This window comes from Rahnella sp. CJA17(1/100) (genome assembly GCF_963881615.1).
Classification (GTDB): domain Bacteria; phylum Pseudomonadota; class Gammaproteobacteria; order Enterobacterales; family Enterobacteriaceae; genus Rahnella; species Rahnella aceris.
In genome coordinates this window covers 341,832-363,582 of record NZ_CAWOJA010000044.1, presented here as the reverse complement: position 1 = coordinate 363,582, position 21,751 = coordinate 341,832, and the positions used below count along the sequence as shown (strand labels likewise).

At 50.1% G+C, this 21,751-nt stretch carries 18 protein-coding genes; 10 read left to right on the top strand and 8 right to left on the bottom strand.

The genetic code is table 11. The annotated features are described in order from the left end of the window. Positions 1–2: 2 nt before the first annotated feature. Positions 3–1,931, bottom strand: coding sequence for a threonine--tRNA ligase (gene thrS, locus AACU55_RS18580; protein WP_013576137.1), 1,929 nt, complete (start codon positions 1,929–1,931; stop codon positions 3–5). A 290-nt stretch (positions 1,932–2,221) separates the two neighbouring features. Between thrS and AACU55_RS18575 the strand changes: the two genes are divergently transcribed. Further along, a complete protein-coding gene (locus AACU55_RS18575) occupies positions 2,222–2,902 on the top strand; it encodes a MarC family NAAT transporter (protein WP_013576138.1) in 681 nt (226 codons plus the stop codon). Positions 2,903–2,925: 23 nt separating this feature from the next. Here AACU55_RS18575 and AACU55_RS18570 read toward each other — a convergent pair whose 3' ends face one another. Beyond that, complete coding sequence (locus tag AACU55_RS18570) at positions 2,926–3,561, bottom strand: transglycosylase SLT domain-containing protein (RefSeq protein ID WP_013576139.1); 636 nt, start codon at positions 3,559–3,561, stop codon at positions 2,926–2,928. Between the two features lie 322 nt (positions 3,562–3,883). Between AACU55_RS18570 and AACU55_RS18565 the strand changes: the two genes are divergently transcribed. Further along, positions 3,884–4,753, top strand: coding sequence for a fructosamine kinase family protein (locus AACU55_RS18565; RefSeq protein ID WP_134705900.1), 870 nt, complete (start codon positions 3,884–3,886; stop codon positions 4,751–4,753). Between the two features lie 105 nt (positions 4,754–4,858). Here AACU55_RS18565 and AACU55_RS18560 read toward each other — a convergent pair whose 3' ends face one another. Continuing rightward, complete coding sequence (locus tag AACU55_RS18560; protein WP_013576141.1) at positions 4,859–5,407, bottom strand: YniB family protein; 549 nt, start codon at positions 5,405–5,407, stop codon at positions 4,859–4,861. 193 nt (positions 5,408–5,600) lie between these two features. Between AACU55_RS18560 and hxpB the strand changes: the two genes are divergently transcribed. The 5 genes from hxpB to AACU55_RS18535 all read left to right on the top strand — a co-directional run bounded on the left by hxpB (position 5,601) and on the right by AACU55_RS18535 (position 10,542). Next, complete coding sequence (gene hxpB, locus AACU55_RS18555) at positions 5,601–6,266, top strand: hexitol phosphatase HxpB (protein ID WP_134705899.1); 666 nt, start codon at positions 5,601–5,603, stop codon at positions 6,264–6,266. 308 nt (positions 6,267–6,574) lie between these two features. Then, positions 6,575–7,411 carry a 5-dehydro-4-deoxy-D-glucuronate isomerase gene (kduI, locus tag AACU55_RS18550; protein WP_013576143.1) on the top strand — a complete coding sequence of 279 codons (837 nt, stop codon included), beginning with the start codon at positions 6,575–6,577 and terminating at the stop codon, positions 7,409–7,411. A 78-nt stretch (positions 7,412–7,489) separates the two neighbouring features. Then, on the top strand, positions 7,490–8,251 hold the full coding sequence (kduD, locus tag AACU55_RS18545) for a 2-dehydro-3-deoxy-D-gluconate 5-dehydrogenase KduD (RefSeq protein ID WP_013576144.1): 762 nt from the start codon (positions 7,490–7,492) through the stop codon (positions 8,249–8,251). A gap of 152 nt (positions 8,252–8,403) precedes the next feature. Beyond that, positions 8,404–8,961: a metal-dependent hydrolase gene (locus AACU55_RS18540; RefSeq protein ID WP_013576145.1), complete on the top strand. Its 558-nt coding sequence runs from the start codon at positions 8,404–8,406 to the stop codon at positions 8,959–8,961. 189 nt (positions 8,962–9,150) lie between these two features. Then, complete coding sequence (locus tag AACU55_RS18535) at positions 9,151–10,542, top strand: L-cystine transporter (protein WP_037035298.1); 1,392 nt, start codon at positions 9,151–9,153, stop codon at positions 10,540–10,542. Positions 10,543–10,629: 87 nt separating this feature from the next. Here the strand turns inward: AACU55_RS18535 and kdgR are convergent, their stop codons facing one another. Continuing rightward, positions 10,630–11,421 carry a DNA-binding transcriptional regulator KdgR gene (gene kdgR, locus AACU55_RS18530; RefSeq protein WP_013576147.1) on the bottom strand — a complete coding sequence of 264 codons (792 nt, stop codon included), beginning with the start codon at positions 11,419–11,421 and terminating at the stop codon, positions 10,630–10,632. Between the two features lie 239 nt (positions 11,422–11,660). Here kdgR and AACU55_RS18525 point away from each other — a divergent pair, with 239 nt between their 5' ends. Then, positions 11,661–13,058 (top strand): MFS transporter, encoded by a 1,398-nt coding sequence (locus tag AACU55_RS18525; RefSeq protein WP_134705898.1) that lies wholly within the window; start codon positions 11,661–11,663, stop codon positions 13,056–13,058. Positions 13,059–13,114: 56 nt separating this feature from the next. Here AACU55_RS18525 and htpX read toward each other — a convergent pair whose 3' ends face one another. The 4 genes from htpX to AACU55_RS18505 form a co-directional block, all read right to left on the bottom strand. Beyond that, positions 13,115–13,996 (bottom strand): protease HtpX, encoded by an 882-nt coding sequence (gene htpX / locus AACU55_RS18520; protein WP_013576149.1) that lies wholly within the window; start codon positions 13,994–13,996, stop codon positions 13,115–13,117. Between the two features lie 258 nt (positions 13,997–14,254). Continuing rightward, positions 14,255–16,327, bottom strand: a complete 2,073-nt coding sequence (gene prc / locus AACU55_RS18515) for a carboxy terminal-processing peptidase (RefSeq protein ID WP_134705897.1) — start codon at positions 16,325–16,327, stop codon at positions 14,255–14,257. A gap of 19 nt (positions 16,328–16,346) precedes the next feature. Then, entirely contained in the window at positions 16,347–17,036 is a 690-nt protein-coding gene (gene proQ / locus AACU55_RS18510) for an RNA chaperone ProQ (protein WP_013576151.1), read from the bottom strand. A 95-nt stretch (positions 17,037–17,131) separates the two neighbouring features. Further along, positions 17,132–17,629: a GAF domain-containing protein gene (locus tag AACU55_RS18505; protein WP_134705896.1), complete on the bottom strand. Its 498-nt coding sequence runs from the start codon at positions 17,627–17,629 to the stop codon at positions 17,132–17,134. Between the two features lie 257 nt (positions 17,630–17,886). Here AACU55_RS18505 and yebS point away from each other — a divergent pair, with 257 nt between their 5' ends. Beyond that, complete coding sequence (yebS, locus tag AACU55_RS18500; RefSeq protein WP_037037453.1) at positions 17,887–19,134, top strand: membrane integrity lipid transport subunit YebS; 1,248 nt, start codon at positions 17,887–17,889, stop codon at positions 19,132–19,134. After that, entirely contained in the window at positions 19,103–21,733 is a 2,631-nt protein-coding gene (locus AACU55_RS18495) for a PqiB family protein (RefSeq protein ID WP_037037452.1), read from the top strand. The genes yebS and AACU55_RS18495 overlap by 32 nt, the downstream gene beginning before the upstream one ends. Positions 21,734–21,751: the final 18 nt, after the last annotated feature.

Genomic DNA, 21,751 nt, shown 5'->3' with positions numbered 1-21,751 from the left:
CTTTATTCCTCCAGTTGATGAAGACTTCTGCTGCGGATTTCCGCCAGCAGTTTGTCAACGACTTCGCTAACATCCATGCTTCCTAAGTCTTTGCCGCGGCGGGTACGAACAGCAACTTTGCCTGCTTCGACCTCTTTATCGCCACAAACTAACATATAAGGAACACGGCGTAGCGTGTGTTCGCGGATTTTAAAGCCAATCTTCTCATTTCTCAAGTCGGCTTTAACGCGAATGCCTGCATCTTGCAGTTTTTTAGTTAATTCTTCGACATAGGTAGCTTGTGAATCAGTGATATTCATAATCACTACCTGAACCGGAGCCATCCAGGTTGGGAAGAAGCCCGCGTATTCTTCAGTCAGAATACCAATGAAGCGTTCCATTGAACCCAGGATAGCACGGTGAATCATTACCGGAACCTGACGGTCGTTACTTTCGCCAATATAAGAGGCGTTCAAACGACCAGGTAATGAAAAGTCGAGCTGCACGGTACCACACTGCCACGCACGATCCAAACAATCATGCAAGGTAAATTCAATTTTTGGACCGTAGAACGCCCCTTCACCCGGCTGATATTCGAACGGAATGTCGTTTTCCGTCAGCGCAGCCGCCAGGTCATCCTCAGCACGAGTCCACATTTCGTCAGTACCAATGCGCTTCTCAGGACGGGTGGACAGTTTCACCACGATTTTTTCGAAGCCAAACGTGCTGTACATGTCATACACCATGCGGATACAGCTGTTCACTTCATCACGCACCTGCTCTTCTGTACAGAAGATGTGAGCATCGTCCTGAGTGAAGCCACGAACGCGCATCAGACCGTGTAATGCACCAGATGGCTCATTACGGTGGCAACTGCCAAACTCAGCCATACGCAATGGCAGATCACGGTAAGATTTCAGACCCTGATTGAAGATCTGAACGTGCCCCGGACAGTTCATTGGCTTGATGCAATATTCACGGTTTTCAGAAGAGGTCGTGAACATCGCTTCTTTGTAGTTTTCCCAGTGACCGGTTTTTTCCCACAGCACGCGGTCCATCATGAACGGACCTTTTACTTCCTGATAGTCATAAGACTTCAGTTTCATGCGTACAAAGGCTTCCAGCTCACGGAAAATGGTCCAGCCGTCGTTGTGCCAGAACACCATACCTGGTGCTTCTTCCTGCATATGGTACAGGTCAAGTTGCTTACCAATTTTACGGTGGTCACGTTTACCGGCTTCTTCCAGACGCTGAATGTACGCATTCAGTTGCTTTTTATCCGCCCACGCAGTGCCGTAGATACGTTGCAACATTTTGTTATCGCTGTTGCCACGCCAGTAAGCACCGGAGGTTTTCTGCAGTTTGAAATGATGGCAGAAACGCATGTTCGGTACGTGTGGACCACGGCACATATCCACGTATTCTTCGTGGTGATACAGACCCGGATGGTCATCATGACTGATGTTTTCATCCAGAATCGCCACTTTGTATTCTTCGCCACGGCTTGCAAAGGTATCGCGCGCTTCCTGCCAGCTGACTTTCTTTTTAATGACGTCGTAATTCTTTTCAGCCAGTTCGTGCATGCGCTTTTCAAGCAGTTCGATATCTTCCTGAGTCAGCGTACGATCTAAATCGACGTCGTAATAGAAGCCATTATCGATAACCGGGCCGATTGCCATTTTGGTGTCTGGCCACAGTTGTTTAATGGCATGACCCAAAAGGTGCGCACAGGAGTGGCGCAAAATTTCAAGACCGGCTTCGTCTTTAGCGGTGATGATCGCCAGTTGCGCGTCAACCTCAATCAGGTCGGTTGCATCAACCAGTTCGCCGTTAACACGACCAGCGATACAGGCTTTCGCCAGGCCAGGGCCGATATCAAGGGCAACATCAAGGGGAGAAACGGGGCGATCAAAAACGCGCTGGCTTCCATCAGGAAGAGTAATGACAGGCATGCTAATTCCTTAATCTACAGTGGTGCCCCACACGACAGAGCACATCTAGAAAAATATTTGAGTTTAAATTCACGTAGTTATTCACGCTATTTAGCTTTACCTTGCCAAATATAGGCACCCTGAATACATCACGTAATTGTATCGGGATGCGACGCGAAAACAGTTCATAAGTTTAGCATTCGTAAAGTGCGAATTTCCAGCAACCTGTGTTGCTAAACGCGGATATTTTTCGTGTAATCCCCCCCTGACACGTTAAGGTAACCAGAGCAGCATTTAAAAAAGGGAAGGATATGACAGAAGTCAGGCAGTTATTTGAAGTACTGGGATTGGGCCTGATGGTACTGCTTCCGCTGGCAAATCCACTGACGACCGTGGCTTTGATGCTCGGTCTTTCCGGGAATATGACCACACAGGAAAGAAACCAGCAGTCGCTGATGGCCTCGGTCTATGTCTTTATCATCATGATGGTGGCGTATTACGCGGGACAGTTGGTGATGAATACGTTCGGGATTTCCATTCCCGGCCTGCGTATTGCGGGGGGACTTATCGTCACCTTTATCGGTTTCAGAATGCTTTTCCCACAGCCACACGTGGAAGAAAGGATCCTTATCGAGAACAAAACGGCGGAAATGAAAAAACAGGATTCGCCAAATATCGCTTTTGTTCCTCTGGCGATGCCAAGTACCGCCGGGCCGGGCACCATTGCCATGATCATCAGCAGTGCTTCAACGGTGAAATCATCTGATTTCCCGCACTGGATTATTACCGTTGCTCCGGTGATGATTTTCTTTTTAGTGGGTTTGATTTTGTGGATATCTCTGCGCAGTTCGGGGGCGATTATGCGTCTGGTCGGGAAAAGCGGGATTGAGGCTATTTCACGTCTGATGGGATTCTTGCTGGTGTGTATGGGCGTTCAGTTCGTTATCAACGGGGTTCTTGAGATTATTAAAACCTTCCCGCCAGCAGCCTGAGCCGCTGGCGGAAACATCAATGCTTACCGCATCGCGAGGTAGGCATTGTTCACTTTCCACAGATAGCGTGGCGCTTGTGGCGCCGGGTGTTTTTTCTGCACATGGGCAGAAAACTCAGCAGGCGTCATCAGATTGATTTTCGCAATCGCATACGTCTTATCTTTGTCGAACGTTCTCAACAACGCCCCTGCTCCGTTCACATATGCCAGTGTGGTGGCGTAACGACGAGTTTCAGGGTTATTAATACCCGCAAGCTGCTGTTGTAAAATACTTAAATAAGCCGTACCCAGGTCAATGTTCACCGCCGGATCTTTTAAATCACGCGGCGTGGGCTGACCGTAACGTCCTTTCATCCGGTAGGCATCGCGTCCTGCCGTTGAGGCCTTTAGCTGCATTAACCCAATCGCATTCGATTTGCTGACAACGGTTGGGTTATATCCAGATTCGACCTGAATGATTGCTTTAACAAGTGTTTCGTCGACGCCATAGGTATTTGCCGCCTGGTGAATAACATCACCATAAGGCCCTGGATGCATTAATGAAGTATCGCGCTGAGGTGGCGGCGATGGATTCAAAAAACGCGTCGTCTGAACCGGTGTTTCTTTAGCGCAACCCGCCAGCAATAGCGCGGCCATCAAATAAAGAATGTTTGGTTTCACGTTATCTCTCTCGCGACTGGGACGAGATGTAGCATATACATCTTCTTCCAACACCTGAATATATTTTTCGTCTATTATTATTATTGTTTTGTTAAACAAAGGGGTTAGAGGGATGTCGATAAGACAATTCCGTTTATAAAACCCGTTTCATGTCACATATTCCTAAATTAATCTGTCCGCTGATGATACGTTCTATTTAGACATCTGAGAAATTGCATAAATTGACATCATCATCTGATTCAGCCGTGCGCCGGATCGGGTTTTCGAAGCTGAAAAAACGCTAACTTAATGAATTATCTGGCCAGTCAGAAGGGGTCATACCATGTGGCAAGCCGTCAATCGTTTGTTGAGTGAACACTTAGGCAATGCTGAAATCCGCGAACGTGTTGAGCTTCCGGGAGGCGAAATCCACCCGGCATGGCGGCTGAGCTACGGCGACAGAAACGTGTTTGTGAAATGCAATGCACGCGAAATGTTGCCTATCTTTGCCGCTGAAGCCGATCAGTTGGCCTTACTTGCGCGCAGCCAGACCGTCAGGGTGCCGGAAGTTTATGGTGTAGGTAGCGACCGTGATTACAGTTTCCTCTTGCTCGAATACATCCCGCAAAAACCTCTGGATGGACATAATGCCTATGTTTTAGGCCAGCAACTTGCCGCATTGCATCAGTGGAGTGAACAACTGCAATTCGGTCTGGATTTCGATAATGAACTGGCGACAGTTCCGCAACCCAACAGCTGGCAACGGCGCTGGGCTACCTTCTTTGCCGAGCAGCGCATTGGCTGGCAGCTGCAACTGGCTGCTGAAAAAGGGATGATATTTGGTAATATCGAAGATATCACCGCCATGGTTCATGCCCGCTTGCAGAATCATCAGCCGCAACCTTCACTTTTACACGGCGATTTATGGCCGCATAACTGTGGCTTATCTGATGATGGTCCGGTGATTTTTGACCCGGCCTGTTACTGGGGGGATCGGGAATGCGATTTGGCGATGCTGCCCTTATATCCGAATGTTCCGCCGCAATTATATGACGGTTATCAGAGTATAACGCCACTCCCTGACGACTTCATTTCGAGGCAACCGATCTACCAGTTATATTACCTGCTTAACCGCAGTAATTTATTCGGTGGTCAGCATCTTGTGGTGGCGCAACGCGCCATCGAAAGGCTGTTACACGAAGATATCAGTTAGCGGGATAAATATTTCAGCTCTGAACAAATAAGACCTGAAAACGTTAATATTCAGGCCTTATTTTTCATGCTCACAGAAACCCGTTATAAATATGTCGTCAAATTATCAGGCCATTAATCCTAATAATTTCAAAATGAAGTAGCCGATGACAGCGATGATAATTGGCAAAATATACAACGGAAAATACTGCACCAAAATCGTGTGTCGCGGTATCACGATACGCTCTTCAATTTGCGGACGTGTCCGGCCTTCAGCACCTTTCGCCTGTTCCAGAATAAGCTGATCCTGGATCCCTTCGCGAATATGTTTTACCTGACGGGACATTCTCGCACCGGAAGCCTGAAGTGCCAGCCCCACAAAAATCAGCCAGTAGATAATGAAGAACATGATGTTCGCGCTGGTGAAACCCTGCCCTAAAGCTGGCACCGGTGAGTTGTACCAAAAGACATTGAGAAACGAGGTATTGAACTTCACCATATCCACCATCACGTGGATGAAATCCAGCATGACCGCGTTGATGCCCTGCTCCGTCTTAGTGTGCTCGTTGATGAAATTCAGCAAAGAAATCAGCGTAGAAAGCAGCGCAGGGATAAAAATGATCCATCCCGCAATTCGTTTAATTACTGCCACACGTCCGGCTTGTTGGTACGTCATGAATTCCCCTTGTTAGGATACCTAAAGCAACGGCTAAGTTTACCCACAGAAAGCCTGCTCCGCCCAATGTTTTAATCAGTTAGCGTAACGCTGTACCGGGAACGTCCATCCTGTTCATTTTCACATCAGATTTCACCTGCATTCCCACCGATGTTAAAGTGGGTTTCTATTTATTGTGAGGGAGTCCGCTTTCATGGCTTATGTCCGCCCTGTTAATGCAGCAATTTTCGATATGGATGGTCTGTTAATTGATTCTGAACGGTTATGGACTCAGGCTGAGCTGGACGTTTTCAGTCGCCTGGGCGTTGATATTTCCCAGCGCCATTTGCTGCCGGATACGCTAGGTTTGCGTATCGATCAGGTGGTCAGAATGTGGTATCAGGCGCTTCCGTGGCAGGGTCCGGGTCAGGAAGAAGTGTCCTCAATGATTATTGCCCGCACGATTGAACTGGTAGAACAAACCCGGCCGTTGCTGCCTGGCGTGAATCACGCCCTTGAGCTTTGCCGTGATCAGGGGCTGAAGATTGGTCTCGCGTCGGCATCACCGCTGTTTATGCTCGATACCGTGCTGGAAATGTTTAATTTACACTCCTTCTTTAAGGTTCGTGTTTCAGCGGAAAAGCTGCCTTACAGCAAACCGCATCCTGAAGTCTATCTGCTGGCTGCCGGAGAATTACAGGTTGATCCGCTCAACTGTGTGACGCTGGAAGATTCCTTTAATGGCATGATCGCCACCAAAGCCGCGCGTATGCGCTCGGTGGTGGTGCCGGACCATGAATACAGTGTGGATCCACGCTGGGCGCTTGCCGATGTCAAACTTTCTTCCCTCGAAGAATTGCGTGTGGCACACATCTGCTAAAATTTATGCGCAGCCGCTCATGCCGCTGCGCACCTTCTTTGCATTCTCTGCTTTCCATATACCTTCTCCACGCATTTCTCCTGCCACAATTTTTGAAGCTTCGTTTAATTTCGTAAATCTTGAACTGACTCATAAAATAAATAAAACGTTATTTCATTTTTATTGAATTCGCATGCCAATGAACCTATGATTCCTGCAACAAGGACGAGCCGGGAGCTCTCCTGCTTCTGTACGCTGTCACTGCCACGCAACGGTCAGACTAGCCCGGTAAGTCCTCCTTGATATCGTCATTCATGAGAGGCACCGACATGCAAGTTCGTCAAAGTATCCACAGCGACCACGCGAAAACGCTTGATACCGCTGAATTACGCCGTGAATTCCTCATTGAGAAAATCTTTGAGAAAAATGCCTATACCATGACTTACAGCCACATCGACCGCATCATTGTCGGCGGCGTCATGCCCGCTGAAAAAACGGTATCCGTGGGTGATGAAGTCGGTAAACAGCTTGGCGTGAGCTATTTTCTTGAACGTCGCGAACTCGGCGTGATTAATATCGGCGGCCCGGGTCTGATCGTGGTTGACGGTACAACCTATGAAATTGGTCATGAAGAAGCGTTGTATGTCGGCAAAGGGGCAAAGCGGGTCGAGTTCAGCAGCGTTGATGCCTCCAGACCGGCCAAGTTCTACTACAACAGTGCGCCGGCACACACGACTTTCCCGAACAAAAAAATCACGCTGGCGGAAGCCTCTCCGCAGACCATCGGCGATGCAGCTACCAGCAACCGCCGCACCATCAATAAATTCATCGTGCCCGACGTTCTGGAAACCTGTCAGCTGACCATGGGGCTGACCAAACTGGAAGAGGGGAGCCTGTGGAATACCATGCCTTGCCACACCCATGAACGTCGTATGGAAGTGTATTTCTACTTCAATATGGAAGCGGAAACTGCCGTGTTCCATATGATGGGGCAACCACAGGAAACCCGCCATTTATTAGTGCACAACGAGCAGGCTGTCATCTCTCCTAGTTGGTCAATTCACGCCGGGGTGGGTACCAAAAACTATACCTTCATCTGGGGTATGGTCGGTGAGAACCAGGTATTCGATGACATGGATCACGTCAAAGTCAGCGAACTGCGCTAACTCCCCCTTGCTCTGCCTTCACCGGCAGAGCAACTCATTTTTTATGGCGAACGCGCCGTTGCAAAAGAGACTCTGAATATGATCCTCCGTTCATTTGAATTAAGCGGCAAAGTCGCAATCGTCACCGGTTGCAATACCGGGCTGGGACAAGGCATGGCGCTGGGTCTCGCGCAGGCGGGATGCGATATTGTGGGCATTAACGTTTCCGCCCCTGAAGAAACTGAAAAAAAAGTCACCATGTTAGGCCGCCGTTTTCTCGATCTGAGGGCTGATCTGAGCACCATCACAGGCATTCCTGAGCTGATCGAGAAAGCAGTCGGGGAATTTGGTCATATCGATATTCTGATCAATAACGCCGGGATTATCCGCCGTGAAGATGCCATCGAATTCAGCGAGAAAAACTGGGATGATGTGATGAATGTGAACAGCAAAACGCTGTTCTTTATGTCTCAGGCCGTGGCGAAGCAGTTCATCAAACAGGGTAACGGTGGCAAAATTATAAATATTGCCTCTATGCTCTCGTATCAGGGGGGGATCAGGGTGCCTTCCTATACCGCGTCAAAAAGCGCAGTAATGGGTCTGACCCGACTGATGGCCAATGAATGGGCGAAGCATAACGTCAATGTGAATGCGATTGCGCCGGGGTATATGGCGACTAACAATACGGAACAGTTGCGCGCCGATGAAGAACGCAGCAAAGAAATCCTCGACAGAATCCCCGCCGGACGCTGGGGTCTGCCGGAAGATGTCATGGGGCCGGTAGTCTTTCTGGCATCGAAAGCCTCTGATTACGTTAATGGTTACACCATTGCCGTCGATGGTGGTTGGCTCGCGCGTTAAGGGCAGCATAAGTGACACCAGAAAGGCGTATTCTTATACGCTTTTTTTTTTTTTATCAGTCCGTTGACAATTAGTTACAGGGCATCTCTTCCAAGATTGTGACAGTTTCACTTATACTGGATAAAATAACAGTTATCCAGTTCGGACGCGTCATGACGGCGGAAGGCCATCTCATTTTCTCAATTGCCTGTGCAGTATTTGCTAAGAAGGCCCAGCTTTCTCCCGAACTGGCGCATGGTGACTGGTGGCACATCATTCCAGGGTCTTTGCTTACCTGTCTGCTGCCCGATATTGATCACCCCAAATCGGTGCTGGGTCAGCGTCTTAAATGGTTGTCAGCCCCCATCGCCCGGGCTTTTGGTCATCGTGGATTCACTCACAGTTTGCTGGCGGTGGCTGGAGGGATTTTCCTGCTACGCACTCATTTCCCTCACGACTGGGTGATCCCCGCTGATGCTTTCCACGCCATGATTATCGGTTACCTGAGCCATATCCTGGCAGATATGCTGACGCCTGCAGGAGTGCCGCTGCTCTGGCCTTGTCGATGGCGTTTCCGGCTACCGCTGATTAACAGCCAGAAAGGTAATCAACTCGAGCGCACGCTCTGCCTTATGCTGGTCGGCCTGACGCTTTTCTGGCCAGACTGGACGCCCATCATTGGTGCAATAAATCCTGACTTTTTTAATCACATCCTGAAATTATTCATCTGAATAGTATGAAATATTGCCGATATGATGAAAATTAATACAAATACCAACAAAAAGTTATAATGAATTCCTTTTGGATATAAATACTCAGACCCTCAAACTGATATTCTGCCCCCCAATGCTTTGGGATGGTGCAGTCCTTTTCCGGAAACACCCGTTTCATTTATCAAAATTATAAGTTTGGAGTCTGGTATGAATCTTCCGCTCGTTCTTAACGTAGTGGTTTTCGTTGCCCTGCTTTTGCTGCTGGCACAAACCCGCCACAAGCAATGGAGCCTGGCAAAAAAAGTTTTACTGGGTCTGGCTATGGGTGTCGTATTTGGCCTGGCTTTACAGCTGATCTACGGTTCCGATGATCCGGTACTGAAAACCTCAATTACCTGGTTCAATATTGTCGGTAACGGCTACGTCCAGTTGCTGCAAATGATCGTCATGCCGCTGGTTTTCGTCTCTATTCTGAGCGCGGTAGCGAAACTGCATAACGCGTCATCGCTGGGGAAAATCAGCTTCCTGACCATCGGTACCCTGCTGTTCACCACACTGATCGCTTCTCTGGTGGGTATCTTCGTGACGGGCCTGTTCGGCCTCACCGCTGACGGCCTGGTACAGGGTACGCAGGAAACGGCGCGACTGACGGCAATTCAGTCTAACTATGTCGGCAAAGTGGCTGACCTGAGCGTGCCTCAGTTGATCCTTTCCTTTATCCCTAAGAACCCGTTTGCTGATCTGACAGGCGCAAGTCCGACATCAATCATCAGCGTCGTGATCTTCGCCGCCTTCGTTGGTGTAGCCGCCCTGCAACTGGTGAAAGATGATGCAGAAAAAGGTCCGCGCATTCTGGCCTTTATCGATACCCTGCAGGCATGGGTGATGAAGCTGGTGCGTCTGGTCATGAAACTGACCCCGTACGGGGTACTGGCTCTGATGACCAAAGTGGTCGCCGGCTCGAACATTCAGGACATCATTAAACTCGGCAGCTTTGTGGTCGCGTCTTACCTGGGTCTTGGCATTATGTTTGTTGTTCACGCGATACTACTGTCGTTCACCGGTGTTAATCCGGCGAAATTCTTCCGTAAGGTCTGGCCGGTGCTGACTTTTGCCTTCACCAGCCGTTCAAGTGCTGCGACCATCCCGCTGAGCGTTGAAGCGCAAACACGCCGTCTGGGTATTCCTGAATCTATCGCCAGCTTTGCGGCATCTTTCGGGGCAACGATTGGTCAGAACGGCTGTGCAGGTCTGTATCCAACCATGTTGGCCGTCATGGTTGCGCCAACCGTCGGCATCGACCCGTTTGATCCGGTATGGATTGCGACGCTGGTTGGTATCGTGACACTGAGCTCTGCCGGTGTTGCCGGTGTGGGTGGTGGTGCGACATTTGCAGCCCTGATCGTGTTGCCGGCCATGGGCCTGCCGGTTACGCTGGTTGCCCTGCTGATTTCTGTTGAGCCGCTGATTGATATGGGCCGTACCGCGCTGAATGTCAGCGGTTCAATGACGGCAGGCACTATCACCAGCCAGTTGCTGAAACAGACGGATAAAGCGGTGATGGATGCTGAAGAAACGGCTGAGCTGGCTCACCGTTAATTTCAGATTGCTGCAAACAAAAAACCGAAGCCAGTGGCTTCGGTTTTTTTATGTCTGAAATTCCGCAATCACTCAGAACGCGATTATTCAGAACGGATAGTCGTGAAAACCGATTTGCTCCGAAATATTACGCGCGGCAGTATGCAGCATTTCCACGTAATGACTTTTACTTTCTTCGGAGAAACGAATCGTCGGGAAAGAAATACTCAAACCAGCAATCACCACGCCAAAGCGGTCGAATACCGGAACTGCGATACAACGAAGCCCTTGTTCCTGCTCTTCATTGTCTTCGCCGAAACCCTGCGCGCGAACCTGATCCAGCGCAGTCTGCAAATCGGCAGCATTCATGATGGTATTTTCAGTGCTGCGGGTAAATTCAATTTCCTGCAACAGCGCGCTGACTTCTGCTTTATCGCCCCATGCCAGCAGCACTTTACCGATTGCGGTGGTGTGCAGCGGATTGCGGCGACCAATACGCGAATGCATGCGCAGGTTGTACATCGAATCAATTTTATGGATGTAGACAATCCCGTCTTCATCCAGTGCACCGAGGTGGATCGTTTCGCGGGTCAGACGGGACAATTCGCGCATCTGAATATCAGCGCTGCGGATCAGATCGACGTTTTGCAACGCTTTGGCACCCAGTTCAAACAACTTGAGCGTCAGGGAATATTTCTCTGATTCTCCTTCCTGTGCGACATAACCCAGGGATTTCATGGTCTGAAGAAAACGGTAGACCGTACTTTTAGACATCATTACGCGCTGAGAAAGTTCAGTAATGCCAATCTCACGCTCTTCCCCCAACGCCTGTAAAATGCCAAAAACTTTCAGGACTGAGGAGACGGAATCGGGTTGCTTATCAAGATCTGCGATAGCCATAGGGTGTATTACCTGCTCGCGTTGAGTTTGTTTCAAAAAAAATAGAACGTGGTTTTTATTATACTGGCAAGCATCGCTGAGAAGCAATCAACCCATTGATCAAGAATGTAAGAACTGTTAAGCCAGTTTCATTCCCGACAGAGAGATAAAAAATTCATTACATCATGTGACAATTGTCACTTTACGTTAATTAGCGTAGTAATATTCCCCTCTCTGATGACTACGCACTGACAGAACTCATGACTTCTACACCTGCTGACGGATTACCCATTCCACAACGATATGGTGCCATTCTGGCCATTGCGTTGGGTATTACCGTTTCTGTACTGGATGGCGCTATCGCTAATGTCGCACTGCCCACCATCGCTAATGATTTCCATGCCAGCCCGGCAACCTCTATCTGGGTGGTTAACGCCTATCAGCTGGCGATCACGATTTCTCTGCTTTCTCTGGCGTCACTGGGCGACATATTCGGCTACCGCCGTATTTACCAGACGGGTTTGCTGGTATTTAGTATCACCTCGCTCTTTTGCGCCTTGTCGGACTCACTGATGACACTGACTGTCGCCCGTGTGTTACAAGGTTTCGGTGCGGCAGCGATCATGAGTGTAAATACCGCGCTGATACGTATTATTTATCCGCAGCGTTTCTTAGGACGTGGTGTCGGTATTAATGCACTTATCGTTGCCGTCTCGGCAGCGGCCGGACCCACCATTGCCGCCGGTATTCTGTCGGTGGCCTCCTGGCAATGGCTGTTTGCCATCAACGTTCCGATTGGTATTGTGGCTCTGATACTCGGTCTGAAGTTTTTACCGGCGAACTCGACGCGAAGTCAGGGTCAGCGTTTTGATATCATCAGCAGCGTGATGAATGCCCTGACCTTTGGCCTGCTGATCAGCGCCATCAGTGGATTTGCGCAAGGTCAGAACCCTATGTTGATCCTGAGCGAAGTCATTGCCCTCCTGATCATCGGCTGGTTCTTCGTACGTCGTCAACTTTCCCAGCCTTTCCCGCTGCTGCCGATCGATTTATTGCGCATTCCTATTTTCAGTATGTCTCTGGGCACTTCGCTGTGTTCTTTCAGCGCCCAGATGCTGGCTTTTGTTTCACTGCCCTTCTTCCTGCAAAACACTCTCGGTCTGAATTCCGTGGAAACAGGCCTTCTGCTCACGCCGTGGCCGCTGGCGACGATGGTGATGGCGCCGATCGCCGGCCGTCTGGTTGAGCGCTTCCATCCGGGAATGCTGGGCGGGATTGGTCTGATCGTGTTCTCATTCGGGCTCTTTTCCCTGTCATTACTGCCATCAGAGCCTTCGCATCTGAACATTATCTGGCGCATGTTGCTGTGTGGTGCCGGCTTTGGGTTATTCCAGTCGCCGAATAATCACACAATCATCAGTTCAGCCCCGCGAAACCGTAGTGGCGGTGCGAGCGGACTGCTGGGCACCGCGCGTCTTTTGGGCCAGACAACCGGCGCGGCGATGGTTGCCCTGATGTTTAACCTGTTCCCGCAGCATGGCACTCACGCATCACTGATCCTTGCAGGAACGCTGGCCGGAACCGGCGCGCTGGTCAGTTTACTGAGGATGACGCAGAAAACCAGCAGCCAGAAGGAATCGGAAAACCTGAAATCCTGATATGAAAAAGCCCGGCAGAGTAGCCGGGCTTTTTGTTCAGCATTGCTGGAAACAAACTACTTGATGTATGCACCACTGCGCAGCGCTTCGATACGCTTGTCGAGTGGCGGGTGGGACATAAACAGCTCGCTGAATGACTTCGATTTACCGTTGATGCAAAACGCCATCATGCTCCCCGCTTCCTGCGGTTCGTGACTGGTTTTAAGGCGCTGCAACGCAGCAATCATTTTTTCACGGCCCACCAGTTTTGCAGAACCCGCATCCGCATGGAATTCACGGTGACGCGAGAACCACATCGTGATGATGCTGGCCAGAATACCGAAGACCAGTTCAAGCACGGTCGCCACGGCAAAATAAATCAGCGGATTGCCGTTACTGCTCTCTTCGCCATCACGGTTGCCGGAAAGGAAGCCCGAGGCCACCTGCGCAATAATACGTGAAATGAAGATCACGAAGGTATTCACGATCCCCTGAATCAGCGTCATGGTTACCATATCGCCGTTCGCAATGTGGCTGATTTCATGGGCGATAACCGCCTCGGCTTCGTCCTGACTCATGCTTTGCAGCAATCCGGTGCTCACCGCCACCAGAGAGGCATCGCGACGTGCGCCCGTGGCGAAGGCGTTAATATCGGGTGCGTGATAAATCGCGACCTGTGGCATCGCAATGCCCGCCTGCTGAGACTGGCGACGCACGGTGTCCATCAACCAGCGCTCAGTTTCGTTACGCGGCTGCTCAATGACTTCCCCCCCCACTGAGCGTAACGCCATCCATTTCGACATCAGTAATGAGACAATTGCGCCACCGAAGCCAAACAGCCCGGCCATGATCATCAGCCCCGGCACGCTGCTGTGCTGAATGCCGGTCAGGCTAAGTACCAGCCCGAATACCAGCATAACGGCCAGGTTAGTCAGCAGGAACAACGCTATACGCATCATAAAATTTCACTTCCTCATTGTTACTTCATTGTTATTAGCGAGTCATACCACCGGCACATAGCATGCCGGGCTGTACTGATCCTATGGGCTTCTTATCAGGATTCAAGACTCCATGCGTTCTGAAGGCCTGAATTCACAATACTTTACATTTTGAAGCGTTTGCTTTTACAGACAGGGCTGAAATACCGATGTTATTCAGAAAAACACCGCATAAAAAAAGCGCACCGGAGTGCGCTTTTAGTCAGTCTGTCACAAGAATTATTTTGCCGGGGCCTGATCAACCTGAGACTTTTCCAGCTTGCCGAGATCGACAGCAATATGGTCGGCTTCATCAAGGTAAGGATCCGGAGCAACATAATCTTTCGGCAGATCGTCGAGAGATTTCAGCGGCTTCTTGCCTTCACGCTTGAAGCGTTCATTCAGGCGATTAAGACGCAGTGCATCATCCTCTTTATCTTCTTTATCACGCTGGGCGTAATTCAGAGAGGCAATGTTACGTTTGTCTTTCAGCGCCTTGTAACGCGCGATATCTTGCTGGATGTACTGGAACTCAGGATTTTGCGCAATACGGGCTTCATGCGTTTTCAGCAATTCAGGCAGGAACGGTTTCATGTCGCCTAATTTGGTGTAGGTTGCCGCATTAATACTATCCCACGGAAGTGCGTTATCTTCGAACTTCTCACCGGTTTCAATCGATTCAATACCGGTTGGCATCAGGATATCCGGGGTAACCCCTTTACGCTGAGTACTGCCGCCATTGATGCGATAGAACTTCTGGATAGTGTATTGCACAGAACCGAGCGCAGGCCATTCAGGGCGCAGCATCTGGTCGTAAATACGGTTCAGTGAACGATACTGCTGAACCGTACCTTTACCGAAGGTCGGCTCACCGACAATCAGCGCACGGCCATAATCCTGCATAGCGGCGGCGAAGATTTCTGATGCCGAAGCACTGAAGCGGTCAACCAGAACCACCAGCGGGCCTTTGTAGTAAACGACGCCATCGGTATCACTGTCCTGACGGATGCGACCATTATTATCGCGTACCTGAACCACCGGACCACTTGGGATAAACAGACCGGACAGCGAAACCGCTTCCGTCAGCGCCCCCCCTCCGTTGGTGCGCAGATCGATAACCAGGCTGTTAACGTTCTGCTTAGCCATTTTCTGCAACTGCACTTTGACGTCATCTGTCAGGCCAACATAGAAGCCAGGAATGTCCATCACAGCGACTTTTTGAGCGCCAACATTTTTGATGGTCATTTTGACGGCGCGATCTTCGAGACGAATCTTCTCGCGGGTCAGCGTAATCACATGGTTCTTGGCATTTTTACCCGCTGGCAAGATCTGCAAACGGACTTTGCTGCCTTTTGGCCCTTTGATTAACGCAACCACATCGTCGAGACGCCATCCGATCACATCAACGATCGGAGTCTGTTTTCCTGCCTGAACCTGACCGACACCCACAATACGGTCACCCACTGCAATGGCTTTACTTTTGGCCGCCGGGCCGCCAGCAACCATCGAATTGATGACTGTATAATCGTCGTCACCTTGCAAGACCGCACCAATACCTTCCAGAGACAGGCTCATTTCGGTATTAAATTGCTCAGTGCTGCGAGGTGATAAATAGTTGGTGTGCGGATCAATTTCGTGCGCGAAGGCATTCATGACCAGTTGGAAGACATCTTCGCTGTTGCTTTGCGTCAGACGCTTCATCGCAAAATGATAACGCTTAGACAATACATCGCGAATTTCCTGATCGTTCTTGCCGGTCAGTTTGAGGTTCAGCTCGTCATATTTGACTTTCGCATCCCACAATTTGTCCAGCTCAGCGCGGTCTTTCGGCCACGGTGATTTACTGCGATCAAGTTCAATGGTGTCGTTGCCCGTAAAATCCATCGGGCGCTCAAGCACTTTTAACGCATAGTCATAACGTTCAAAGCGGCGTTTCTGAGCCAGATTGAATAAGGCATAGGGGGTAGTTAACTGACCGGATTTCAGTTCCTCACCCAAGGTGGCACGTTTATCAGTAAATTGTGCGACATCGGAAGCCATTAATACGTTATGGCCATAATCGAGCATGTTGAGGTAACGGTCGAAGATTTTCGCTGAGAAATCTGCATTAAGGTCGAACTGACGATAATGTGAACGGGTAAAACGAGCAGTCACACGCTCGCTCACCGTTGCATCCTGCGGATCCTGCGTTAAATTAGGAAGTTGAGCGAGAGTCACCGGTGTACTCTCGTTCGCAGCAAAGCTGGTGTTCACCAGCCCGGCTCCTGCCATTAACAGCCCCGCAATAACGCTTAATCTGACAAATTTGTTCATGCCTGAGTTGGCCTCCGTATCAGAACTGCAAATGTTCTGCGCGTACAATCATCGCCAGACCCGAAGAGAGTTGAACGCGAACACCGTCTTTGGCAATTTCCAATACGGTTGCATCCATCGCACTCTGACCTGCTCTGACTTTGATTTCCTGGCCAATTTGCAGTTTTGAAATGTCTGTTACTGGCACATGACGCGGTTCACGTTTTTCCTCACGCGGTGGGCGAGGTGTACGTGGTTTGCGATTTTCCTGGCCAGCCACAGCTGCGGGCGCATTTTCACGACGCGGCGCAGGTTTTTTAGCGGCCGGACGTGGACGACGTGGCTCAGCGGTTTCACCGGCTTCACGACGTTTAGCCTGTTGTTCCGCACGTTGTGCCTGAACACGGGCTTTCGCTTCTTCCAACTGTTTACGGGCATGTTCTACGTGCTGTTCTTCGAGAACGCCACATGAATTACCATCAAGATCAACACGTTCTGCACCGACTTTAACGCCGTACAGATAACGCCAGCTTGAGGTATACAGGCGCAGAGCAGAGCGTAACTGAGTTTTGCTCAGATTCTCTTCACCTTGCACGCGCGCGACCAAATCCGCAAAGATACCGATCTTTAATGGGCGTGCTTCGCCTTCGGCGGTAAAACAGAGCGGGAACCGCTCAGCCAAAAAGGCGATGACTTCTTTACTACTGTTCAACTTAGGTTGATTTTCCATGAAATTTCCTGATTACAACGGGTTTGCCAACCGGCGCAGGCATGAACAGGCGTCATTATAATGACGCCATTATTAAATGCCACGTTATCCGACGATCAACTTACGATCAGATTGACATATTTTTCAGCATCGCAGCTTTCGAGATGCTGGCAAAGCCCGCTGACTAACTCTGTCAGCCCCAGTTCATCCGCTTCATCGAAGCGTTGATAAACGGTGCTATCAATGTCTAATACGCCGATCACTGTGCCATTAACGGCCACTGGCAGAACAATTTCGGCATTACTTGCTGCATCACAGGCGATATGCCCGGGGAAGGCATGAACATCGCCCACACGCTTTACAGCATTTTCCGCTACTGCGGTACCGCAGACGCCTTTTCCTACCGGAATACGCACGCAGGCAATTTTACCCTGGAATGGCCCCAGCACGAGTGTTGTGCCGTCCAGCAGATAAAAACCTACCCAGTTGACGCCATCAAGACGTTCAAAAAGTAAGGCACTTGCGTTCGACAGAGTAGCAATAAAATTGTTTTCTCCGGCGATCAACGCGTTCAAATCACGTTTTAATTCCGTGTAGAATGCTTCTTTATTCATGTAGTAACCAATAATGACCTAAGGGCACTGAGCCGTTCTGTTGTGCTTAACCCCTATAAAATAAGCATTAAATGCCCATGTGAACAAGGTTAATCCTGTGTGACATCAAAAAGACTCGCCTACAATAACTGTTTGCCGACCGCATAATACGTTATTTTGTCAAAAAAACCTGGCTGATCTTGGCCTGATGGCCTCGTCTGCCCCCCAACGGGGATGCGTAATTGTAACAACAGGTATTCTTTACTATTCCAGGTACTATGAAAATAAACACAATATCAGTCCAGTTACCGCATGTTCGCTACCAGCGGTGCCATGAATGCGATTACCTTTTCTCGCTTCCGGCGCTGAAACGGACGCAAACTGCACATTGCCCGCGCTGTAACGCCAAAGTGGAAAAAGGCAAAGTTTGCTCCCTTCCCCGGCTGATCACTATGGCCATCAGCATTTTGCTGCTGATGCCTTTCGCTTATACCGAACCACTGATCAGCATCCGTCTGCTTGGCACGCGTATCGACGCCAGCCTGCTTGAAGGCATCTGGCAGATGTCGCGTCAGGGCGATCCGGTCACGGCAAGTATGGTCGCGTTTTGCACCATCGGTGCGCCGCTGACACTCGCTGTTTCAATTCTTTATCTGCATTTTGGCAGCAAGCTGGGGATGAATCTTAAACCTGTATTGCTGATGCTTGACCGCCTGAAAGACTGGGTGATGTTGGATATTTATCTGATTGGCATGGCGGTCGCCAGCATCAAGGTCAAAGAATATGCGGATATCAATGCCGGAGTTGCACTGGCCGCGTATCTGATGATGACTGTGATGGTCACACTGACGATGATTAATCTTAATATTGAGCAGCTGTGGGAGGAGTTTTATCCGCAGCGCAGGCCAAAGGGCGTACCGTCTTCACTGCGTTTGTGCATCGCCTGTAAATTTACCGGATTACCGGATGAACGCGGGCGCTGTCCACGCTGTCATGTTCCCATGCAACAACGCTACAAACACAGTCTGCAAAAAACCTGGGCGGCGTTGATTGCGGCCATGATGTTTTTAATCCCGGCCAATTTGCTGCCGATTTCCATCATTTACGCCAACGGGCAGCAACTGAAGGACACTATTTTCTCCGGTGTCGTTTCGCTTGCCACTTCAGGGAATATTCCGATTGCCGCGATTGTGTTTATTGCCAGCGTACTGGTGCCTTTTACTAAAGTGATTGTGATGCTGACACTGTTACTCAGCATCCATTTTAAAGCGATTCAGGGACTGAAAACGCGCATCCGTTTACTGCGACTGGTCACCTGGATAGGACGCTGGTCGATGCTGGATTTGTTTGTTATTTCATTAATGATGTCGCTGGTAAACCGTGACCAGCTTTTGTCTTTTACTATGGGTCCGGCCGCCTTTTACTTTGGCTCTGCCGTAATTCTGACCATTCTTGCCGTTGAATGGCTTGATAGCCGCTTGATTTGGGATGCACATGCAACAGGAAACGCCGAATACACCGACTGAAGCACGGATAAAACACAGGCGCCGGATTTCGCCTTTCTGGCTTCTGCCGTTTATTGCTTTACTGATCGCCGGATGGCTGATTTACAGCAACTATCAGGAGCGTGGAAATACTGTCACGATCGATTTCCAGTCAGCAGCGGGTATCGTTGCGGGCCGTACTCCTGTGCGTTATCAGGGGGTTGAGGTTGGGACAGTAGAGTCCATCAGTCTGACCAAAGATCTGCGTACCATTCAGGTAAAAGTCAGTATCAAAAGCGATTTGTCTGACGCCCTGCGCGAAGGCACACAGTTCTGGCTGGTGACGCCAAAAGCCTCACTGGCCGGGGTTTCCGGCCTTGATGCGCTGGTGGGCGGTAACTACATCGGCATGATGCCCGGCCCCGGCAAAGAGAAAGATCATTTCGTCGCGCTCGATACCCAGCCTAAATTCCGCCTGAATACCGGCGAGCTGATGATTCACCTGCATTCAAAAGATCTGGGCTCACTGAGCACCGGCTCCCTGGTGTATTACCGCAAAATCCCTATCGGGAAAGTTTACGATTACGACATTGAAAGTGGTAATGACGGCGTCACGATTGATTTGCTGATCGACAAGCGTTTTGCCGGTCTGGTGAAAGACAACACGCGCTTCTGGAACGTATCCGGTTTTAAAGGCGACTTCAGCCTGAGTGGCGCGAAAGTGCAAATGGAAAGTCTGGCCGCGCTGGTTAACGGAGCCATTTCAATGGATTCGCCAAATGATGGTAATCCGGCCAAAGCAGACCAGTCTTACGTGCTGTATCCGGATCTGGCGCAGAGCCAGCGTGGGGTTGAAATCAATCTCGATTTGCCGAACGGCAACGGCTTGTCAGAAGGACAGACACCGCTGATGTATCAGGGGTTGCAGGTCGGTACCCTGACCAAAGTCACTTTGCAACCCGACAATAAAGTTACCGGTAAACTCACTGTTGATCCTTCGGTAATCGACATGATGCGTACCGGAACGCGTATCGAAATGAACAGCCCGAAAATTAGTTTGAACAACGCTAATATCAGTCAGTTACTGACGGGTAATACGCTGGAACTGATCCCGGGCGATGGGGAACCGCAAAAGCATTTCGTGGTGCTTGACAGTAACCAGCGCCTGCTTCAGAACCCCGGTACCGTCAAGATTCAGCTGATTGCGCCGCAAAGCTATGGAATTGATGCGGGGCAGCCGATCAAGCTTTACGGTATCAACGTCGGCTCGGTGATTGACCGCACGCTGACTGATGAAGGCATCCTGTTTAATGCCGCGATCAAGCCGGAATATAAAAATCTGCTGCACAAAGACAGCAAGTTTGTGGTCAACAGCCGCGTGGATGTGAAGCTGGGTATTGATGGCATGGAAGTGTTGGGTGCCAGCGCACAGGAATGGGTCGATGGGGGTATCCGCCTCATTCCTGGCAGTAAAGGTGAACCCGTTCAGAAATACCCGCTTTACAGCAACGCGGAAAAAGCCGCTGAAGGTATTCAGGGAGATCAGCCAGGTGCCACACTGACATTGACGGCGAAAACCCTGCCTGATATTCAGGCAGGATCAGTGGTGCTTTACCGTAAATTCCAGGTCGGGCAGATTGTGAATGTTCGCCCGAAAGCGAACGAGTTTGAAGTGGATGTGTATATTCAGCCGCAATACCGCAATCTTCTGTCTGAGAAAAGCATTTTCTGGGCTGAAGGTGGTGCCAAAGTGCAGCTCAATGGCAGCGGTCTGACCGTTCAGGCCTCGCCGCTGGATCGTGCGCTGAAAGGCGCCATCAGCTTTGATAATCTTGAAGGTGTCTCCACCAGTAAAGGCGTGAAACGGGTTCTGTATGATTCAGAAACCGCGGCCCGCGCTGTCGGCAGCCAGATAACGCTGAACACTTATGATGCCAGTAAGCTTTCTGCTGGCATGCCAATACGCTATCTGGGCATCACAATTGGTCAGGTCGAATCACTGAAGCTCGATCCGCAGCTCAATCAGGTTTCGGCCAAAGCCGTGTTATATCCGGAATTTGTGAACGACTTCGCCCGTCGCGGTTCGCGCTTCTCGATTGTTTCTCCGGAAATTTCAGCCGGTGGTGTCAGTAATCTGGAAACCCTGCTCCAGCCTTATATCAACGTTGAAGCAGGCAAAGGCGTTCCGGCGCGCAATTTCGACCTGCAGGAATCTACCATTACCGATTCCCGCTACACCGACGGTCTTGGTATTGTTGTTGACGCAGCAGAAGTCGGTTCATTGCAAATCGGCACGCCAGTGTTGTTCCGTGGCATCGAAGTAGGTACGGTCTCGGGCTTCTACCTTGGCGCGATGGCCGACAGGGTAAACGTGACGTTGAGGATCAGTAAGAAATACCAGTATCTGGTGCGCGAAAACTCGGTGTTCTGGCTGGCATCCGGTTATGACCTTCAATTCGGTCTGACCGGCGGCGTGTTCAAAAGCGGCACATTCCAGCAGTTTATCCGTGGCGGTATCGCTTTTGCGACCCCACCGACAACGCCGCTGGCGCCGAAAGCCAGCAATGGCAACCATTTCCTGCTCAATCCGGAAGCGCCAAAAGACTGGCAGAAATGGGGAACGGCAATCCCCAAAAATTAACCAATATGATTTTCATCA